This window comes from Peribacillus sp. Bi96 (genome assembly GCF_918698115.1).
GTDB lineage: Bacteria > Bacillota > Bacilli > Bacillales > DSM-1321 > Peribacillus.
On the sequence record NZ_CAKKLV010000002.1, the window covers coordinates 141823 to 161761 of the forward strand.

Consider the following 19939-nt stretch of genomic DNA (forward strand, 5'->3'; position numbering starts at 1 on the left):
GGAGAATAATCAATAAAAGGGGGAACTGCTATGAAAACTTTCATTATCACAGGAGCTTCAAAAGGTTTAGGTGCTGCCATTGCCAAGAAATGTTTGCAGACGAGTGATCATTGCATTTTAATTTCTCGTACAGCCCATCCTGATATGGCTTTACTGGCCGCTCAATTCGGGACGAAGCTTACTGTTATTTCCATGGACTTAAATGAAACGGAAAAGTTAACTTCGTTGATCAATGAGGTCTTGGCGGTAGTGGATCAAAAAAGTGACATATACTTCATTAATAACGCAGGTGTTATCGAACCAATCAAGCCAATTGGAAATCTTGGTCAGGAAAACTTGGAAACCAGCATGCGGGTGAATTTCTTGGCACCCATCGTATTGGCCGATGAATTCATCAAACAAACTAAGGATTGGAACAGAAAGAAGGTAATGGTCAACATATCTTCAGGGGCAGCAAAGAATCCTTATCATGGCTGGGCAGCCTACTGCAGCACAAAGGCGGGGCTTGAAATGTTCACGAGGGTAGCGGGGGTGGAACAGGATAAAGTGTCCTTCCCTACGTCTCTCATTTCTTTTTCACCAGGTGTAATGGACACGGAGATGCAAGGAATAATCCGTTCAGCAGACGAACATGACTTTTCCGACCGAAACAAATTTCATGAATATAAAGAAAAGGGCATGTTAAGGAGTCCTGAATTGGTGGCAGAAAAACTATTGCAGTTACTTGAAGTGGAAGAACTGGAGAATGGGAAGTTTTATGATATAAAGAATTTACTTTAATGTGTCATTGAAGAATGGGTGGAACGAGAAATCGAATGATGGCGTATAGTATGAGGTTGTCCTTTTGGACAACCTCTTTTTGTTGGCTGAAAGGACTTGATGTTTTAGACTTCAGACAACATTTGAAATATACATGTGCAGGATATTCATCCTATGAAAATGTAATAATTCGTTCTATCTAAATACATGAATAACATAAACTTTTTGGAGGGAGTTTGGAGGGTTATGAATGACGATCATCATTGTGAAAAAAGGTGATAGCCTTACGGAAATCGCCAAGAAAAATAAAGTTGACCCGTCAAGGATAATCGAAGTCAATGGATTGGAATCAACAACTTTGGTTCCTGGCCTGGCGTTGTATATACCAGATGCAAATGTGGTGAATCGAAGGTATCTAATAAAAAGCCTGGATAACCTCGATGGAATTGCCAGTCGTTTTGGCACGAGTGTTGCATCCATCATGAAAGCCAATCCCGAAATGGATGCAAATTCACTAAAGGTCGGCACGGAAATCATGATTCCGTCTCCTTACAAAAATCAATTGATCACGCTGGGTTTTGCCTTCCCAAGTTCAGGGGGAGTAGTGTTTGAAACACTTGAGAATAATGGTGACAAATTATCCTATTTAGCCATTGTTGCTTATTCCTTTAACGAGGAAGGCTATGCTTTCGTTGATGGTGATGATCTTCCCCTTATTGCTAAATGTGAACAAACCGGGGTGACACCGCTATTGATGATCCGGAATTTTCAAGACGGTGATTTTGATGCTGACTTGGCTGGTGGAGTACTAACTAGTTCAGTTTATAGAAGGAATTTAATCAATAGTTTGCTTAATTTCGTAAGGGAGAAGGGCTATGGAGGGGTCAGCATGGACATTGAATTCATCCCTCCAGCAAGACGTTCTGATTACGTGGTTTTTTTAAAAGAATTAAAAGAGGGTTTGAACGAACTAATTCTTCATGTTAACGTACATGCAAAAACAGCAGATAATCCTGACAATCGAATTGTAGGCGGTCATGATTATCGGGGGATTGGAGAGGTAGCCGACCTTGTTGCCGTGATGACCATTGATTATGGATATCCAACGGGCCCACCCGAACCAATTTCCCCACTTTGGTGGATGGTCGAGGTACTCCGATATGCTTTGACGAATATCCCTGAGTATAAATTGCAGTCGGCATTTCCTATGTATGGATACGATTGGATTGTATCAAGCAATGATACGAAGGCATTATCAGCTAAAAATGCCCAAAATCTTGCCATTGCAACCGGTTCTGAAATCACATTCGACACTACAGCGGCATCACCTACCTATTCTTATAGAAGAGAAAACTTGGATCATGTCGTCTGGTTTGAAGATATTCGCTCGATAAGTGCAAAATATGAAACGATTGATTCATATGAACTGATAGGTGCAACTTATTGGCAGATTGGTTTGGAATTTCCGCAGAATTGGGCGTTCATAAAACAGAATATAATAACCATTAAATAGAAGGATTTCGTGTAGGCAGTAAAAAAGAGGACGTAGTTCCTCTTTTATCATGGCAATTTCGAATGGTTTGACTCGTGTAGATGAGGGACTTCTGTCAGGACCCATCCAACTAACACCAGGTAAGATTATGAGAAGAGTCAATCGTTCCCAAATCTGCCTTAAAACCATTAAAAAGAAAAGGAGCCATGAAATGAAGGCTCCTTTTCATATACGGTGAACAAAATGAATGAAAGATCAGTGAAGCATATAAAATGACTTGAGCGTGATGATCATACTTCCTTCCCTTGTAATTCCTTTCTTTTAAAAATCGCATAAAGAAAGGCCAGGAATATCAAGGTAGAAGAAAATTGAAACGTTGTTTTGACACTATATGTTTCCGTGATATAGCCTAATAGCAAAATAGAACCGGCAAATGTTAGATTGATGACCGCTCCCCAAACTGCATAAATTTTCGCTAGAGTCTTTTCTGATGCATGGTCTTGGAATAGCTTGGTGTAGATCACTTCCCGGATTTGTTCTGGGAGACCGTAAAGACATGCAAACAACAAAGCCAATGCTGGAATGCTCGTCGATCCGAAAAGAAATATCAGAAGTGAACTGAGAAATAGCCCGAAAATAATAAAGAAGCCGACATGTTTTTCAAGTAACTTGGCAAAACGGATGACGATCAATCCACTGATGATCATGCCGATAAAGTAGCTAGTGTTAATATAACCCCACCACTCTTCACCTAGTTGTAAGTTCTGTTCTACATATACATATATTACGGCAGCTACCCAAACGCTTGAAGCTAAAGTTGAAATAAAATCAAGGGAAATGAGTGTACGTATCGTTGGGATTTGGCGGATCGCTACCCATCCGGATATTATCGAATCCCGGTTTGATGTAGGAATGCTATCCGTTGTTTGTTCAGAGACTTCCATTTTTACTGAATAGATCGTTGAAACGGCAAATAGTATGACCGTAAGCCAAATTATGAAACTACTGTTGGTACTTATTAATAAGACAGAACCAAGCGGCCATCCAGCGACAAAAATCGTCTGGGTGATCACATTCAAGAAACCATTCGCTTTCATCCGCTCTTCTTTTGGAACTAATTGAGGAACCAAAGCTGCGCTAACCGGGGCAGCGACTCCATCCAATAAGGAGATCAAGGCAATGAAGGATATAACGACCACAGCGAAACCTTGATTGAAATTTGTAATATAGATTCCCAGGAAAACAAGTAAAATGGTCTTCCACCATTGCGATTGTACAAGAATTCTTTTTAAAGGAAACCTGTCGATTACGAGTGGTGCAAGTAAACTACTGATAAACCGAAAAATCGTTGTTGTGAACGGAAGCAAACTCAAATAAAAGGCAGAACCAGTTAAGGCATATATAAGTGAAATCAACCCGACTACATAAAATATATCCCCTAGATTTGCAAACGCCTGAGAAATCCAAAGGCGTCGAAACGATTTATTATTCATGTATACCATCCTTTAGCGAGATAAAAGTCCATTGTTTTATAGATGGGTTTTTTTATTTACACTGGATTCACTCCTTAAACGAATAAATTGTATGAGCCGGGTTGGTTTTTTTATACAGATAATCTTACCATGATTTAAGCATGGGAACCTGAAATGCTTGCTGATTATTGAATATGCAATTATACTCCTTAATATATGTTAAAAAGGAGAAAAATTTGATGATTCGACGTTTTGCTTCGTATTACCTGCCGCATAAGCGGTTATTCATTATTGACTTCTTCAGTGCAGTAGTAGTTGCTGTACTTGAACTGGCATTTCCGCTAGCCGTTCAGTGGTTTATAGATACACTGCTTCCTGGCGATGATTGGCCTGCAATTGTATCAGTAAGTGCCGGTTTATTACTTATTTATATCATTAGTACCTTGTTACAGTTCATTGTAGGGTACTGGGGTCACAAATTGGGTATCAATATTGAGACTGATATGCGTGAGGAATTATTTGAACATGTGCAAAAACAATCTTTTCGTTTTTTTGATAACACGAAAACCGGCCATATCATGAGCCGGATAACCAATGATCTGTTCGATATAGGGGAACTTGCTCACCATGGGCCCGAAGATTTATTTATTGCCTTCATGACTTTTATTGGCGCGTTTTGGATTATGTTGACAATCAATGTGAAACTGGCACTCATCTCCGTTTGTATATTACCATTCCTCGTTTTGTTAATTGTCATAAGTAATTTAAAGATGAATAAAGCCTGGAAGCAAATGTATACAGAAGTTGCGGATGTAAATGCACGTGTGGAAGACAGCGTCTCAGGAGTGAGGGTTGTACAATCCTTTACTAATGAAACATACGAAATGGACCGATTTACCACGAATAATCGCAGATTCCGTAAAGCGAAACTCGTTGGATATAAGGTAATGTCCTTTAGTCTATCAGGCATCTACATGATGACAAGGTTTATGACCCTTGCCGTATTGGTGATGGGAGCTTGGCTAACCTTTCATGGGGAGCTTTCATATGGAGAACTAGTTGCATTCGTTTTATATGTTAACGTCTTATTTAAGCCAGTTGACAAAATCAGTGCGCTGATGGAACTCTATCCGAAAGGAATGGCTGGTTTTAAACGTTTTACTGAACTTTTGGATGTAGCGCCTGATGTCGTGGATAAAAAGGATGCAATAGCAGTTACTTCCCTTTTGGGGGATATTTCCTTTAAAGACGTTTCTTTTAAATATGAAGATAAAAAAAACGTTTTAAAAGGAATTGACCTGAATATTAAATCTGGTGAAACCGTCGCTTTTGTGGGGCCATCAGGAGCAGGCAAAACAACCATATGTTCATTGATCCCGCGATTTTATGATGTTAATTCCGGCTCAATTTCCATTGATGGAATTGATATTCGTGAGATGACGAAAAAGTCGCTGCGGTCACAAATTGGCATTGTTCAGCAAGATGTGTTTCTTTTTACAGGCACTTTAAAAGAGAACATTGCTTACGGAATGCTTGATGCAAAGGATGAACAAATTTCTGAAGCTGCAAGAAAAGCCCATTTGGAGACTTTCATTGAAGGACTTCCGGATGGCTATGAAACACAAATAGGTGAACGTGGTTTGAAATTATCGGGAGGACAGAAACAAAGAATTGCAATAGCGAGGATGTTCTTGAAGAACCCGCCAATATTAATTCTCGATGAAGCCACCTCTGCACTCGATACTGAGACGGAAAGAATCATTCAGCAGGCACTTACTGAACTTGCTGAAAACAGAACTACATTGATCATCGCTCACCGATTGGCGACCATTCGAAACGCTGACAAAATCATTGTTGTTACGGAAGAAGGAATTGCCGAAGAGGGACGTCACGATTACTTACTTAAACAGGGTGGCATCTTTGCCAATCTGCATCAATTACAATTCCAAAAATGATAAAAAGCTATATGTCCTCACAAGGATATATAGCTTTTTTAATAGAATGATATGGAGTTCAATCAATAATGATTTCAGGAAAAAAGGTCTATAAACGCAACTAGGCCAGGGGGGGGGAAGTGCAGACTATAAAGGCGGTTATTTGTTTAAATAGACCGAAATCTAATAGGTTAGCCTATATCAATAGGATTGGCAGTGCATACAATAAAGGGTAGACGGAGAGGCCATATACCAGAAAAGAGTAAGGAGTGCAAATCGTGAAAGTAATGACCATTTTAGGGACCCGACCTGAAATCATCAGATTAAGTCTCATAATAAAGAAATTGGATCAGTATGCTGATTCACATATTCTAGTACACACTGGACAAAATTTCACTACATCCTTAAGCGAAATATTCTTCCAACAGCTACAGGTAAGGAAACCTGATTATGTCTTGCTGAATCAACAAAAAACCCTCGGAGAACAGTTATCGGCCATTTTCATGAATTTAGAAACCATTCTGTTAAATGAAAAGCCAGACAAAGTATTAGTGTTAGGTGATACGAACTCCGGGCTTAGCTCCATCCTGGCAGAAAGAATGGGGATCCCGGTCATTCATATGGAAGCGGGAAACCGTTGCTTTGACCTGGAAGTGCCAGAAGAAAAAAATCGTCGGATCATTGATGCTGTTTCAAGCTTGAATTTACCTTACACTCCACAAAGTAAGGAGAATCTTTTGAATGAAGGTATCCCAAGTAAAAGAATCTATTTATCGGGGAACCCAATTTACGAGGTTTTGAACCATTTCAACAATGAGATTGAGCAAAGTGTCATTTTGGATAAATTGAATCTGGGTAAGGAGGATTATTTCCTCGTTACGGCCCATCGTGCTGAAAATGTAGACTATGAAGATCGTTTGCTGGAAATTATGAAGGGCATTAATTTAGTAGCCGAAACCTATCAAAAAAGAATCATTTGCAGTTTACATCCCCGGACAAAATCCCGCATTGAACTCAGTCCTAAATTAGATGTACATCCACTGATAGAATTCCATGAACCCTTTGGTTTCTTCGACTTTGTAAAGCTTGAAAAAAACGCTTTTTGTGTGCTGACCGATAGTGGAACCGTCCAAGAAGAATGTTGCTTGTTCCATGTACCTGCCGTTACAATTCGAAAAACTACGGAACGGCCTGAAACGATTGAGTCGGGCAGCAATATGTTATCGGGAATTAATGCAAAACAAATCGTCAATTGTGTAAACATTATGGTTAACCAGCAAAAAGACTGGACTTTTCCAGAAGGCTACGACCATAGAAACGTTTCGGATAAAGTACTTAAAATAATACTGGGAGGCCATGAAATTGATTAAGAATCGAACAATCTTGGTAACAGGCGGTACAGGCTCATGGGGTTATGAATTGGTTAGACAGCTATTAGAATATGAACCAAGCGAAATCCGTATTTTTTCAAGGAATGAGTCCAATCAATTCACAATGAAACAGGAGTTTGATAATAATCCGAAATTGCATTTCATTATTGGAGACGTAAAAGAGAAGGAAGCTTTATTGGAAGCATGCCAAGGTGTTGATTATATCTTTCATTTGGCAGCGTTAAAGCATGTACCTGTTTGTGAGGACCAACCCATTGAAGCATTAAAAACAAATGTGACTGGAACACAGAATGTCATAGAAGCAGCCATTAGCTGTAATGTTCATTCAGTTATAAATATTTCTACAGACAAGGCTTCAAATCCATCCAATTTTTATGGCCTTTCAAAAGCGATGGCAGAAAGGCTGATCATTCACGCTAATACATTAAACACGAAAACTAGGTTTGTATGTATCCGAGGCGGAAACGTTTTGGGAACTAACGGAAGTGTCATTCATGTATTCAAAAAGCAAATCAAGGAAAAGGGAAAAATCGGTATAACGGACTTAAATATGACAAGATTCTTTCTAACCATTCAAGAAGCGATAAAATTGGTGTTCAAGGCAACATTTGAAAGTGTCGGCGGAGAAATATTCGTGATGAAAATGCCTTCCTGTAAGATTATCGACCTAGCCGAAGTGTTGATAGAAGCATCCAATAAAGCAGATGTGGAAGTGGATGTCCTAGGCATCCGTCCAGGTGAAAAACTCCATGAGATCCTTCTTTCAGAATACGAAAGCACAACGGCAATTGCCTATGATGATGAATATTATGTTATACTGCCAGCCATTCACATAGAGGGTATAAAGGAGCATTATTCCAAATACCAGTCTGTTAGTTTGGAAGACTACAACTCTGGCACAGGACTAATGGAAAAAGCCCAAATTAAGGAAATGTTAAAGAAAGGGGGCTTCATTTAACATGAAGGTACTAGTCCTTGGTGGACAAGGGATGGCAGGCCATGTAATAAAGGACTATTTCACAGGGGACCCCAAGTATCAGGTTAGCTATACATCAAGGGATCGGAATGATAAAAAGGGTTTATATTTGGATGTAACCGATTTAACGGGTCTTGAGGAAATTATGGACAAAGTAAAACCCGACATTACGATAAATTGTATCGGCATTTTAAATAATCATGCAAATGATAATACGAAACTCGCTTTTCAGGTAAACAGTGTTTTTCCCCATCAGCTTGTTAAATTGACAGAACGCAATAATGGAAAATTGATCCATATCAGTACAGATTGTGTATTTTCAGGTAATAAAGGAGATTATACCGAGGATGATATTCCTGACAGTTCGACCATTTATGGTCAATCCAAACATTTGGGGGAAATTATTAGTGAAAAACATTTGACAATACGCACCTCCATAATTGGCCCGGAGCTAAAAGAAGATGGAATTGGTTTATTCCTTTGGTTCATGAAGCAAAAAGGAAAAATAAAAGGATACGAAAAAGTTCTATGGAATGGTGTAACGACTCTCGAGCTTGCTAGGGCGCTGGACACGATGATCCAGATGAATATTACCGGATTATATCATCTTGGTTCAGATGAAAAAATATCAAAAGCGGCCCTATTAAAATTGATACAGCAAACCTTTAAGAAAACGGATGTGGAAATCATTCCAGATTCAAATATAGTTCTGGATCGATCCATAAAAAATACAAGAAACGATTTTCAATACAAAATGCCTACTTACGAAAAAATGTTAGTGGAATTAAGAGATTGGATGAAAAAGCAGTAAGAAAATAGAAGAATTCGCTAAATGAATCATGATGAAAGCGATTTGTATGGAGTCTGGAAGAACAAAACCACCTAAGTTTTTGATGGGGTAGGCAAACCAAAACATTGAAGACTAAAAAACGAAATATATTTATTTTTCTTGTAATGTAAAGATCTCTTCGTGTAAGAAACTTCCTTTCGCATAGAAGTATTCAGTCAAGAAAAGTTACATCCAAAGAAATGTGAAAGGCTAGTTACCTTCCGAGGAGTCTTTTTCCTGAATGAACAACTAGTATTAATGGTCAATTACTTTGAGGGGCCATTAGTATATTACATATTAAGTTCCATATTGAAAAAGAAAAAATAGTAGCATCATTTTTGGCTTTCACTTCATAGAATCTTTGGCAAGAGGAGATTGTAAACTAGTAAACTGTCAAGAGGGTTGTAAGCGTTATTATATTTAGCGGGCTGCCTTATGATTGATGGGGTAACTCACTTGGAAGGAATGATAAATAGACAATTAAACTTGTCCAAACTTAGGGGCATCATCGTTTAATGAAGCCGTTTTAAAAGCGTTCAATACTGCTAATAATCTCCCGAAACAAAGGTATTCGGGAGATTATTAGGATAAAAACACAGCTTCTTTTTTTATCCGGTTTTATTTATGAACTGTTCTTGCCGTATAAAGTGTAAAGTCAGAAACGATACACTTTTATTCAATGAATAATTAACTTAACTCCAGATAAAAAGTCTCTTCATTCACTCCACAGATCAGTAAATGGATAAATCGAAAATGTAAAGTTTGGGATTAAATATCCTGAAAATTGGTGGTCTTAGTGAGGGCGGACATATATGCGGATTATCGATTGAACTATTTTTTAGTTGAGAAAGAATACGTTTCGGATAAACCTTGGAAAATATCGGTCTTAGGATACCAATTCAGCGATTGCTGTGCTTTCCTGTTATCAAGGCAGCTGTGTTTAATATCTCCTGTTCTTGCGGCAGAATGAACCGTATCCACCTTGGAGCCATGAATTTGTGTTAGCATTTTCAATAGGTGATTTACAGATGTTTTCTGTGCAGTGCTGACCTGGATTGTTTCTTGGTTTCCTCGATTCACTGAAGCGATATTTGCATGTATGATATCTTTCACATATATGAAATCACGGGTTTGTTCACCATCACCGTGAATGCTTAGAGGCATCCCTTTTTTGAGTTTTTCTAAAAAGACTGCAACGACTCCGCCTTCGCCTTTTGCTGTTTGTCTAGGCCCATAAACGTTTCCATAACGGAGAATCGTATACGGAAGCCCATATAGCTGATGAAATAAACGGATATATGATTCGGCAGTTAACTTTGATAAACCATAATAAGAAATGGGTCCTGTCAAGTCATCTTCGGAAATCAGGTCTTTTTGTAAATCACCATAAACACCGGAGGTAGAAGAAAAGATCAGCTTACTTACAGAGGAATCATGACATGCCTTGAGAATGTTTATTGTTCCGTTGATATTTACATCTGCATCATATTGGGGTTCGAGAATGGAGCGGCTCACATCCGCTTGTGCAGCCAAATGGAAAACAACATCAGGCTTTTCCTTAACCATGATTTGTCCAGCTGCCTCGCTGCATATATCTTCAGTATGGATGATGGCATTGGGATGTACATAGTCCAAGTGTCCAGATATCATGTTATCCAATACATGTACCTCGGCACCATTTGAGATAAGTTCTTCAACGAGATGGGAACCTATGAACCCAGCCCCTCCAGTCACGATAGCCTTCATACATCATACTCCTTTTATATGTTTTTATTATTGTATGTTATATGAATAATAATGGTTTAAGCAGTTACCTAGCATTCTCTAAAAAGAGGAGGAAGATAGAAGCTGACAACATGGAAAGTGGCAGCATCATATTAGTTACTTCTTTTTTTGGAAAGGGCACTTTCATATACACCTAGCACTTTTTGAACGGCTTTATCAGGGGACCAATGATCAATACCCCATTTTTTGGCGTTAATTCCAAGGTTTTTCATGTATGATTCATGCTCCAATAAGTAATTAATATGGGTGGTTAACATTTGTTCATCCCCGGCAGGTGATAATACACCTGTAACTCCATGTTCAATGATTTCAGGAACTCCTCCCACATCACTGGCAATGACAGCCTTTCCAGTAATTTGTGCTTCTATTACTGATAAGGGCTGATTTTCCATCAAGGTTGGCAGAACGAAAATATCCGAAATGGACAATAAATAGGGAATATCATCCCGTCTCCCCAAAAAGATCACGTCAGTTTCCAGCCCCATGGCCTTGCTTTTACTTTTCAATTCCTTTTCCTGGGGACCGTCCCCAACTATCCAACAAACCCAATCATTTCTGGTTTCCTTTAATTGCATAAGTGCGCCTATTAAATGATGCACTCCTTTAAACTCATTCAATCGACCTGTATAAATAATCACTTTCTTATCGGCTGGGCGTTGAATATCGGATTTTTCGTCCACTCGCTTCAGGAAGGATTCGATATCATATCCATAATGAAAAACACTTAGTTGTTCTTTCGGAACTTTAAATTCTTCTGTTAAAATATTTCTCATCCATTCATTGGCTACAATCGTATGATCAGCTGAAGTCGCGCCATCATATTCAAATTGATTAAAATAATAACGCCCTTTTTTTGCGATGCTTTTTTTTTGCGTTTTGGAGTTGTAATACGCGTTCTTAAGCTCGTGGGCAACACAACCATGAAGGGTGGCGACTAGAGCAGTCTTTTCGGATCTTATTCTGTTAATGCAGACGGTGGAAAAAATATCTTGGGTATGAATGACATCATATTGTTCCAAACCTATATGTTTGGCTCCTAGCTGGAAAAAGTTACATCGTGTTTCATAATAGTGAATCACTGGGTCTCCATGAGTGGGGGAATTATGTTGCTCCATCAATATGGAGATTTCCTCTGGCAGCAGTGCATCCCTATATATCCTTCGATTTTCGTTAATGATGTGAACATATTCATGGTCCTCGCCAAAGCCGAGGAAATCGACCTCATGACCTAGAGTTTCAAGCTTTTCTTTTAATTGCTGCATATAGTTCCAAACCCCACCTACATGTGGCGTTACCCAAAAGGTGGCAAGCAGAATTTTCATTAAGATATCTCCCATCTGTTAGTACTTAGTAATTATCATTTCAAATTCGTTTTTATATAAGTATTCAGGAGATAAACTTGTGTTATAGACGGGTGTCTTCCTATTCCAATATTCCTGCAAAGCAAAGACCTGAAAATAGTTTTTATTTTTGTTTTTCAAGTGATGAGGATTATATGTATATTTTCAAGTGGAAAAATAAACAGTGAGCACTTGTTGAATATGGTTATGCTCACTGCTTAATTATTAAATTATTTGGTGAATATTTTGGCTTGATATCCTATTAGCGTACGTAATTAGTCGGAGTATGCAGCCGCGTTAAAACTTTCAGGGCCTGTACGAGTTGGTACAATTGGTATCCCGCCAGGTATACTAATAAACGCTTGATAAATCAAAGAACCTGGGTTAGGTGGTCTATAGTCAGCACCGGTAACAGTGATTATATTTCTAGAAGCAACTAATAAGGCGCCAGCAGCTGGTGCTGTTTCTATAGCTGAATAAACAAGGACACGTCCTGGTCCTACGCCTCTGTAAATTTGGATGGTGACGGGGACTAATACAGCAGCTAAAGAGCTAAGGGAAACAGTTGCGGTGAATTGAACACGAAGGTTAGGTCCAGCACCTGATGTGTTTAGGCCTAGTGTTGCAAAAAGCGCGGGAGTAGAGGAAACTGGAATGGAGATCTGACCACTACCACTTATATTTTGCGAAATCTGAGCGTCTAAAAATTTTCCCATAATTAACACCTCTTTTCTAAAGGGATACATCCAGTTTATTAATGTTTTATGTTTTTGGTGTGGACAAGTTATCCATTTATTTTTAAATGATTAATTTTTTTTCAATCAAATTAATACATAGACTTGTATTTTATAAATCTCCAGGGCATTGTAATCATCCCATATTCACTCCAAATCCTGATAAGCAGTATGCATATCAAACGATAAAGGGGATTTCACCAAAAATACGAAATCTGCCCGGCAGAATGAGAGTAAATGTATACGAGTAGTTTCTATGGTGCTTATTAGTAAAACAATAAAAACCAGATTCTCATGAGTTTAATAGCTTTTGTTTTTCTATTAGAAATTCTTCCTCAGTAAGGTAACCTTGTTCTTTTAATTCGGCTAACGTTTTATAATCCTCAACTTTATTGGAATTATTTACTGGGACAGAAGTAAACAATACCAATATTTGATTTGTACCTGTGCGTTCAAGCACCCGATATCCTTGTCTTGCTTTTGTTGCTATTCCTTCACCATTTGGCATACAGTAGCCATTAACTTCGCAACTGCCATCATCTCTAACAAACAGTTTTCCTAAAAGTCCTATGGCTATCCATTCAGGTCTGCTACTGCGAGGTTTGTATTCGATGGTGGCATCCCAATCAGGGTTTAATACCGGCTTCAGTTCTGCCCGTTTCGGCACGACTACATTGCCGCCAGCGTCTAATACAGAAGGAAGTATGGTTTCTTCATACAAAATTTCACCCCACTCTGTAGTCAAGTACTTGTGTTTCCATCGAAGCTCTCCACTATCAGCTAAGAAGGCAGGTTTTGCGCTTGAAATTCCCAATATAAAATCATCTTGGCCATTTGCTATAAGCACTTTATTTCCTGACAAGGTGACGAAGTATCCGAAATCGATAGGATTCCCATCTGCAGTTTCGAACATTTCCGCATAATCTGCCGCAGGGGTGGTGACGGTTCCGTCAATTTTCACATTACCATTGCTTAAAATTTTGGCAGCCAAGCCCGGCGTTGAGGTATTTATGCCATTTGCCAGATACCAAGAATACGGCAGCTCGTTTGCTGCACCAAATTGCCCCATGACATGAACACCTTCCAAAAAGTTAGCATTAGTCGATTGTCCTTCTGTGTGGGAGAAGAAACCAGAAGCAACCGAGTTTACTCCTTCTGCGTGTGAGGTGAAACCGCTTGCTATGTTAAGAGCACCTTCAGCATGAGAGTTTTGTCCGAGCGCTTGAGTTTGATTTCCTTCAGCGTGAGAAAGGTCACCTGAAGCGATGGTGCGTTGACCCTCCGCATGCGCAAAAATACCGCTGGCCAACGTCAAATTTCCTTCAGCGTGTGAGGCCCTTCCGTTAGCAGCAGTCTGATCTCCTTCGGCATGCGAAGATTCACCTTGAGCTCTAGTGGCTTGTCCCTCCGCATGAGAGACTAGCCCACTTGCGATTGTGTTTTCTCCCTCTGCATGGGATGCAATACCCGAGGCAGTCGTTACATTTCCCTCTGAGTGGGCATATAAGTTCAAGGCGCTTGTGTTTGATCCCTCCGCATGGGAAGCATAACCGGAGGCTAAGGTTGAGCTACCTTCTGCATGGGCCGTATTTGCACTTGCACTCGAAAAATATCCCTCCGCGTGGGAGGCCACACCTCCCGCCACCGTAGTGGAACCTTCCGCGTGGGAAGAACTTCCATTAGCATTGGTCATATATCCCTCCGCGTGGGAAGCCAGCCCTGTGGCTGATGTGTTAGCTCCTTCTGCATGGGCCACACCAGCTGTCGTTTCGGTCTGATACCCTTCTGTATGAGATGCGTCTCCACCCGCAATTGTACTATTTCCTTCGGCATGGGAAGCCGCCCCGTTGGCTATTGTATTGATACCTTCAGATTCTGAACAAAATCCAATTGGATTTTGATTACATCCATTCGCCATTATTTTATCTCTCCTTAGTTATAAGATTTATCAATGCCTCGTTAAGTGCACCAACATTTAACGTTTAAATTATTGTGGCGTTGCCTTCTCATTACTGTAATATGGTGAAAATAATCCAATTAATGTATTTTTTTGTTACTTACCTGTGATATCTAAATGTTCAAGAATGATAATTTTATAGAAGAGGTAGAAAGAAATGTTTTCGTTAATTATTGTCAAAACAGGAACATACATGAACTGCAAATCGATATTATTACCTTTTGCATTGTGGCTTCTTTTTTCCGGAAGGCAACAGAAAGAAGCCTGTTATTATCGTATGCATCAACAACATATCGATATGGACTAACCATTCATTTACCGTGACTTTACATTTTGAATAATGGTTGGGCACCCTGTCTCTCAAAGTGATACGTTTGAAGCGTGGCAAATAACATATAACGATATTCAATAATTAATAAATCATAGCGAGATTGCCCTTTTGTTATTAGAAGGAGAGTGTAGCCCATAGCAACAGAGGAGTGGGTGCATATTGTAATTAAGAGACTCTGTTTGTGATGAACCAACAATTAATAAAAATTATTAAATATTCGAAGGCGTTGAAACTGCAGAAAGATGATTTGTGAGTATTAAGGAGAGTTATAAAAGTTGAGGTAATTTTTACCTTGAGTTGATTTAAAACGAGTACTAACATCAATAACGATTGGATGAGAAATCAATGAATCAACGAAGTAAATTAATCATCACTGGGGCTAGTGGGTTTACGGGCCAGCATGCATGCGAACACTTTCTAAAATCAGGATATGATATTACCGCCGTTTCAAGAAAAAAGTTGAATACCGATGATGGGATTCAGGTGGAATTCTGTGATCTTACGAATAGCAAAGAGGTTTACAAGCTTGTCAAAAGGACCAAACCTCAATACCTTCTTCATTTAGCAGGCCAAAACCATGTTGGGGAATCATGGATGGACCCCATATCGTCACTGGAGGCAAATTCCATGTCCACCGCATACCTACTCGATGCCATTCGTAAAGAAAGTCCAACCTGTAAAATCGTGATAGTCGGCTCAGCTCTTCAAATTGATCTAAATTCCATCTCCTCAATTCCCCATCCTTATAGTTTAAGTAAAACAATTCAAGTACTTATAGCACAATCATGGAAGGTTTTATATAACATGGACATCACCATTGCCAAACCATCCAATCTAATCGGACCGGGATTATCCAATGGAGTTTGTTCCATTTTTGCACAAAAAATTATCGATATGGAAATAAAAGGAACGGAAAAGGTCCTTGAAGTCGATAATCCGAATGTTCAACGTGATTTTCTGGACGTTAGAGATGCAGTGAGAGCTTATGACCTTCTTTTGAAAAGGGGGAAGCCTGGCGAAACGTATGATGTTGCTTCTGGCAATAATCGAACCCTGGAAGAAATCATTGAAGGATTTAGGACAATAACGACAGATGAAATAAAGGTAAATTCACAACGAAATGATTTAATTGAAAATAGTAGGGCCATTTTGCCGATTAAGCTAATGAATTTAGGGTGGAAGCCAAGTATCCCACTTGAATCATCTTTAATGGACATCCTTGCCTTTCATCGAGGATTAAAGGAATAGTGACTAAAACAAATGAATGTAGTTGGATGAATACTTTTTATAAAATGTTTTTTAGGAGGTAGACGATGGAGCCGAAAGTATCAATCATTATTCCCTTTTATAATTGTTCCTATATAGATCAAGCCATTCAAAGTGCGCTAGATCAAACCTATAAGAATATAGAGGTAATTGTTGTTGATGACGGATCAACAACTTTCACTGGAAAAATCGAGCCGTTCTTGGAGAAGATCCGTTACTTAAAAAAAGAGAACGGAGGAACTGCAACGGCATTGAATCACGGGATACAGGCTGCTACAGGAGAATATGTCGCTTGGTTAAGCTCGGATGATTATTTTCTTCCTGAAAAGGTGTCACTGCAAATTTCGTTTATGCACGAACATAATGCAAAGGTGAGTTTTACGAATTTTGATAGTATAAACAAAAATGATGAAGTCATTCTTTCTTGGACCGGTGAGCGCTTTTCCGATATTGAAAACGGAGTGTACCATGCTTTTTTACTTCGTAATGCCGTGAATGGCTGTACTGTCGTTTTGAAGAAAGATGTATTCGATGCGGTTGGTTACTTCAATCCGTATCATCGTTATACACATGATTATGAAATGTGGCTTCGCTTATTGGTAAATGGCTTTAAAATGTATTATTTAGATGAAGTCTTAACAAAATTCAGGATACATGAAGAATCGGGTACAAGCAGGTTCCAACCTGAAATGTTAGAAGATATCCTCACGATTGAAACCCATTACCGACCACTTCTTAAAAAAAATCTGGAGAATTTATAAAGCACGCTTTTTATGACATGAAATGGAGGGAATCATCTATGTCCGAAGATCATCTGGATATTTTTATGCATGTTCCCAAAACAGGGGGAACAACCTTAAGTGCAATCTTTAGAAAACAATATCAAGTTCATGAAATATTCGATCATGATTCGTACGAATCCCAGATTAAAAAAGTTGATCAATTAGGGGCAGAGGAAAAGAGAAAAATCAAAGCTGTAGCGGGTCATTACTATTATGGAATTCATCAGCATTTTTCAAAACCCTCTAATTACTTTACGATGTTACGTGATCCAGTGGACCGTGTCATATCCTTATATTTCTTTCTACAAAACCAGCCAGGATATGAGAGAGTTAGGGACATGACTCTAGAGGAATTTGTGTTAAAGGATCCTGAAGCCCAAAATTTACAAACCAGGTTAGTATGCGGTAATGCTGAGGAGCCTGATATTGAAATAGCGAAAGAAAACCTAAAGACATTTTCCGTGGTTGGAGTCACCGAATTGTTCAATGAAACACTTTTTTGCCTAAAAAAGGAATATGCTTGGGGAGATATTCATTATACTAGAAAAAATATAACTAAAAATCGTTTGGCAAAAGATGAAGTGCCATCAGAATTAATAAATTTGATTAAAACATATAACGCATGGGATATAGAACTTTATGATTTGGCTAAACAACTTCTTAATGATAAACTTCAATCACTTACAGAAGATGAACAAAATCAATTGAAAAAGTTCAACCTGGAACAAAGCACATAAAATAGTTCCATAGTTGGACTGTTCCCTTTAAAAAGACAGCCGGAATGCGAAAATTCCGGCTGTTTCTTGTTATTCAGAGTGTATTCCTAAGGATTCAAGCATATTGATGAAATTTCGAGCATACAAATCAGGACTAAAATTAGTCTTTACATGCTCGAGGGCATTCGATCGGATACTTTCCCTTAAGTTCTGGTTATTCATTAATTCCTTTGCCTCTTTGACGGCATTATCGAGGTTTCCTAACGTGTAAAACTTTCCAGTTTGATTATGAATGATTGAGCTCCTTACACCATCGGAATCCGTCGTCAGCACAGGGCATCTACAACTCATCGCTTCTAGGAGTGCGTAAGGGGCTCCTTCCACTTTAGAAGTGGAACATAAAAAGCCTCCGGAATCGCCAATTATGGAAAAATAATCTGCCATTTGGGAATTTGGAACATTGGAGTGTAAAGTGAGCTTTGTGCTTAAACGTAATCGGTCTATTAATTTATTAAATTTCATTCTCTCTTCAGGGTCACTTAACGTGGGATCCTCGAACATAAGTAATTGTATTTTGGGATTATGATTGTTAATGAGTTGATAACCTATTTTGAGGAATTCACTCCAATTTTTGTTGTCCTCGATTCTTCCTATCCAGGCAACTTTTCTAAAGCCATCTAATGGTAATGGTTTGTAAGAGAAGTTATTTGTATCAAAACAATTATTAAAACTGAATGTTGGGAACGAAGGGTAAAGTTCATCTAATAATTGCATGATGTGCGGAGTTTTTGGGTTAAGAAATCCATCAGCATGGGCATTGACATGTCGGATGGCATTAGTAAATACCTCTCTGGCAACATTTTTCGGCCCGTATCCCTGAATTTCTATAATCATTTTTCCTTTATAACCTAGAGACCTGAATCTTGGTAGTGCTTGGAAATCTGAAACGACAACGATAGCGGAATAATCTCCATCTTCTAATATTTTTTTGATTTCAGCATCATCGTTCGTTATAAATGTTGGCGCACAGTGGTCATTCAAGAAACTTCTTCTATTATCATAATAAAGAAAATGTGCATGGATATCATGTTCTTTTAGAGCTTTAAATCGTTGTCGATTTAATGTTTCAACTCCACCACTTGGAACATAAAAAACAAATAATATATTCATTTTTCCCCTCCTTTTTGAATGGGTGTGACAAAAAGCCTTGTAATATACGTATGATTCTCTTTTAGGATTTATAGCCAATTTGGGGAATGACCCAAAAGGGAATAGAACATATCTTATATAGTGTGCCGTAAATATGAAGAATGAAAATGAATCATCACTATTTATACGCATTGTTAGACAAGAAGTGCATGGAAAGAAAGCGTAAATACTTGAAAGGGCGGTTCAAATATGTCAAAAGTATCAATTGTTGTTCCATTCTATAATTGTCCATACATTGATAAAGCATTGGAGAGTTTAATCAACCAAACCTACAAGAATATTGAAATTATCGTAGTCGACGATGGCTCTACATTATATGCAGAAAAAATCGAACCGTATCTAGATGAAATTTTGTACATCAAAAAGGAAAATGGGGGAACGGCCAGTGCATTAAATACCGGCATCAAAAATGCAACAGGTGACTATTTATGTTGGCTTAGTTCGGATGACATCTTTTACCCTGAAAAAACGGAAGTCCAGTTGGACGTAATGAAAAGGAATATTGCCCAATTTAGTTATACTAGCTATTATTGCATAAATGAAAATGGAGAAATCATTACTCCGATTATAGGGATCGATCCACCTAATCAACTTGAACTTATTAAAGCAATGATTAGAGGAAATATAATTAATGGCTGCTCGGTCATGATTCAGCGGAAGGTATTTGATCTCATCGGAGTTTTTGATGAAAAGCTTCTGTACACACACGATTATGATTTATGGCTGCGAGTCATGCAGAATTTCAAATTATGCTTTGTGCCTCAACCTCTATTACTTTATAGAATTCATACACAAATGGGCTCTATAAGGCATGAAGGCAGCGTCAAAATGGAAAATAGGCTTGTGATTAATCGACATCATGCCAAAATGAAACAATTATTGGTAAATGAACTTAGGAAACAGTAGATGATTTGATGGAAAGCGAGGGTCCTTGTTATTTAACAGGGACCTTTTTTAGTTGACTGA

The 19939-nt window shown here is 38.6% G+C and carries 16 protein-coding genes; 10 read left to right on the top strand and 6 right to left on the bottom strand.

Annotated elements, in window-relative coordinates:
- The first annotated feature begins 30 nt into the window (after positions 1-30).
- Both LQ203_RS03200 and LQ203_RS03205 read left to right on the top strand, forming a co-directional pair.
- Positions 31-780: a (S)-benzoin forming benzil reductase gene (locus LQ203_RS03200; RefSeq protein ID WP_230155610.1), complete on the top strand. Its 750-nt coding sequence runs from the start codon at positions 31-33 to the stop codon at positions 778-780.
- 229 nt (positions 781-1009) lie between these two features.
- A complete protein-coding gene (locus LQ203_RS03205; protein WP_230155612.1) occupies positions 1010-2272 on the top strand; it encodes a glycosyl hydrolase family 18 protein in 1263 nt (420 codons plus the stop codon).
- Positions 2273-2541: 269 nt separating this feature from the next.
- Here LQ203_RS03205 and LQ203_RS03210 read toward each other — a convergent pair whose 3' ends face one another.
- Complete coding sequence (locus tag LQ203_RS03210; RefSeq protein ID WP_230155614.1) at positions 2542-3744, bottom strand: MFS transporter; 1203 nt, start codon at positions 3742-3744, stop codon at positions 2542-2544.
- A 218-nt stretch (positions 3745-3962) separates the two neighbouring features.
- On the opposite strand from LQ203_RS03210, the gene LQ203_RS03215 reads away from it, so the two are divergent.
- The 4 genes from LQ203_RS03215 to LQ203_RS03230 all read left to right on the top strand — a co-directional run bounded on the left by LQ203_RS03215 (position 3963) and on the right by LQ203_RS03230 (position 8835).
- Complete coding sequence (locus LQ203_RS03215; RefSeq protein WP_230155616.1) at positions 3963-5678, top strand: ABC transporter ATP-binding protein; 1716 nt, start codon at positions 3963-3965, stop codon at positions 5676-5678.
- A gap of 257 nt (positions 5679-5935) precedes the next feature.
- Positions 5936-7027, top strand: a complete 1092-nt coding sequence (gene wecB / locus LQ203_RS03220; protein WP_230155618.1) for a UDP-N-acetylglucosamine 2-epimerase (non-hydrolyzing) — start codon at positions 5936-5938, stop codon at positions 7025-7027.
- The gene (locus LQ203_RS03225; protein WP_230155619.1) at positions 7020-8006 is read left to right on the top strand and encodes an SDR family NAD(P)-dependent oxidoreductase; all 987 of its coding nucleotides are present in this window, start codon (positions 7020-7022) and stop codon (positions 8004-8006) included. Before wecB ends, LQ203_RS03225 begins: the two co-directional genes overlap by 8 nt.
- A gap of 1 nt (position 8007) precedes the next feature.
- Positions 8008-8835: an SDR family oxidoreductase gene (locus LQ203_RS03230; protein ID WP_230155620.1), complete on the top strand. Its 828-nt coding sequence runs from the start codon at positions 8008-8010 to the stop codon at positions 8833-8835.
- An 849-nt stretch (positions 8836-9684) separates the two neighbouring features.
- Here LQ203_RS03230 and LQ203_RS03235 read toward each other — a convergent pair.
- The 4 genes from LQ203_RS03235 to LQ203_RS03250 all read right to left on the bottom strand — a co-directional run bounded on the left by LQ203_RS03235 (position 9685) and on the right by LQ203_RS03250 (position 14630).
- Positions 9685-10599 carry an NAD-dependent epimerase/dehydratase family protein gene (locus tag LQ203_RS03235; RefSeq protein WP_230155621.1) on the bottom strand — a complete coding sequence of 305 codons (915 nt, stop codon included), beginning with the start codon at positions 10597-10599 and terminating at the stop codon, positions 9685-9687.
- Between the two features lie 131 nt (positions 10600-10730).
- On the bottom strand, positions 10731-11960 hold the full coding sequence (locus tag LQ203_RS03240; protein WP_230155622.1) for a glycosyltransferase family 4 protein: 1230 nt from the start codon (positions 11958-11960) through the stop codon (positions 10731-10733).
- A 293-nt stretch (positions 11961-12253) separates the two neighbouring features.
- On the bottom strand, positions 12254-12724 hold the full coding sequence (locus LQ203_RS03245) for a hypothetical protein (RefSeq protein ID WP_230155623.1): 471 nt from the start codon (positions 12722-12724) through the stop codon (positions 12254-12256).
- A 280-nt stretch (positions 12725-13004) separates the two neighbouring features.
- The gene (locus LQ203_RS03250; RefSeq protein WP_230155624.1) at positions 13005-14630 is read right to left on the bottom strand and encodes a peptidase G2 autoproteolytic cleavage domain-containing protein; all 1626 of its coding nucleotides are present in this window, start codon (positions 14628-14630) and stop codon (positions 13005-13007) included.
- A gap of 715 nt (positions 14631-15345) precedes the next feature.
- On the opposite strand from LQ203_RS03250, the gene LQ203_RS03255 reads away from it, so the two are divergent.
- The 3 genes from LQ203_RS03255 to LQ203_RS03265 all read left to right on the top strand — a co-directional run bounded on the left by LQ203_RS03255 (position 15346) and on the right by LQ203_RS03265 (position 17785).
- Positions 15346-16248, top strand: coding sequence for an NAD-dependent epimerase/dehydratase family protein (locus tag LQ203_RS03255; protein ID WP_230155626.1), 903 nt, complete (start codon positions 15346-15348; stop codon positions 16246-16248).
- 65 nt (positions 16249-16313) lie between these two features.
- Positions 16314-17027 carry a glycosyltransferase gene (locus LQ203_RS03260; RefSeq protein ID WP_230155629.1) on the top strand — a complete coding sequence of 238 codons (714 nt, stop codon included), beginning with the start codon at positions 16314-16316 and terminating at the stop codon, positions 17025-17027.
- A gap of 38 nt (positions 17028-17065) precedes the next feature.
- Positions 17066-17785, top strand: a complete 720-nt coding sequence (locus LQ203_RS03265) for a sulfotransferase family 2 domain-containing protein (RefSeq protein WP_230155632.1) — start codon at positions 17066-17068, stop codon at positions 17783-17785.
- 69 nt (positions 17786-17854) lie between these two features.
- Here the strand turns inward: LQ203_RS03265 and LQ203_RS03270 are convergent, their stop codons facing one another.
- Positions 17855-18934 carry a glycosyltransferase gene (locus tag LQ203_RS03270; protein WP_230155634.1) on the bottom strand — a complete coding sequence of 360 codons (1080 nt, stop codon included), beginning with the start codon at positions 18932-18934 and terminating at the stop codon, positions 17855-17857.
- A gap of 228 nt (positions 18935-19162) precedes the next feature.
- Between LQ203_RS03270 and LQ203_RS03275 the strand changes: the two genes are divergently transcribed.
- Positions 19163-19879, top strand: coding sequence for a glycosyltransferase (locus tag LQ203_RS03275; RefSeq protein WP_230155639.1), 717 nt, complete (start codon positions 19163-19165; stop codon positions 19877-19879).
- The last annotated feature ends 60 nt before the right edge of the window (positions 19880-19939 follow it).

Excerpts from the sequence above, each read along its gene's own strand:
- LQ203_RS03215 (WP_230155616.1), top strand. The coding sequence starts at position 3,963 with ATGATTCGACGTTTTGCTTCGTATTACCTGCCGCATAAGCGGTTATTC.
- LQ203_RS03200 (WP_230155610.1), top strand. The coding sequence starts at position 31 with ATGAAAACTTTCATTATCACAGGAGCTTCAAAAGGTTTAGGTGCTGCC.
- LQ203_RS03250 (WP_230155624.1), bottom strand. The coding sequence starts at position 14,630 with ATGGCGAATGGATGTAATCAAAATCCAATTGGATTTTGTTCAGAATCT.
- LQ203_RS03270 (WP_230155634.1), bottom strand. The coding sequence starts at position 18,934 with ATGAATATATTATTTGTTTTTTATGTTCCAAGTGGTGGAGTTGAAACA.
- LQ203_RS03230 (WP_230155620.1), top strand. The coding sequence starts at position 8,008 with ATGAAGGTACTAGTCCTTGGTGGACAAGGGATGGCAGGCCATGTAATA.
- LQ203_RS03255 (WP_230155626.1), top strand. The coding sequence starts at position 15,346 with ATGAATCAACGAAGTAAATTAATCATCACTGGGGCTAGTGGGTTTACG.
- LQ203_RS03235 (WP_230155621.1), bottom strand. The coding sequence starts at position 10,599 with ATGAAGGCTATCGTGACTGGAGGGGCTGGGTTCATAGGTTCCCATCTC.
- LQ203_RS03275 (WP_230155639.1), top strand. The coding sequence starts at position 19,163 with ATGTCAAAAGTATCAATTGTTGTTCCATTCTATAATTGTCCATACATT.
- LQ203_RS03260 (WP_230155629.1), top strand. The coding sequence starts at position 16,314 with ATGGAGCCGAAAGTATCAATCATTATTCCCTTTTATAATTGTTCCTAT.
- LQ203_RS03265 (WP_230155632.1), top strand. The coding sequence starts at position 17,066 with ATGTCCGAAGATCATCTGGATATTTTTATGCATGTTCCCAAAACAGGG.
- LQ203_RS03210 (WP_230155614.1), bottom strand. The coding sequence starts at position 3,744 with ATGAATAATAAATCGTTTCGACGCCTTTGGATTTCTCAGGCGTTTGCA.
- LQ203_RS03240 (WP_230155622.1), bottom strand. The coding sequence starts at position 11,960 with ATGAAAATTCTGCTTGCCACCTTTTGGGTAACGCCACATGTAGGTGGG.
- LQ203_RS03205 (WP_230155612.1), top strand. The coding sequence starts at position 1,010 with ATGACGATCATCATTGTGAAAAAAGGTGATAGCCTTACGGAAATCGCC.
- LQ203_RS03245 (WP_230155623.1), bottom strand. The coding sequence starts at position 12,724 with ATGTATCCCTTTAGAAAAGAGGTGTTAATTATGGGAAAATTTTTAGAC.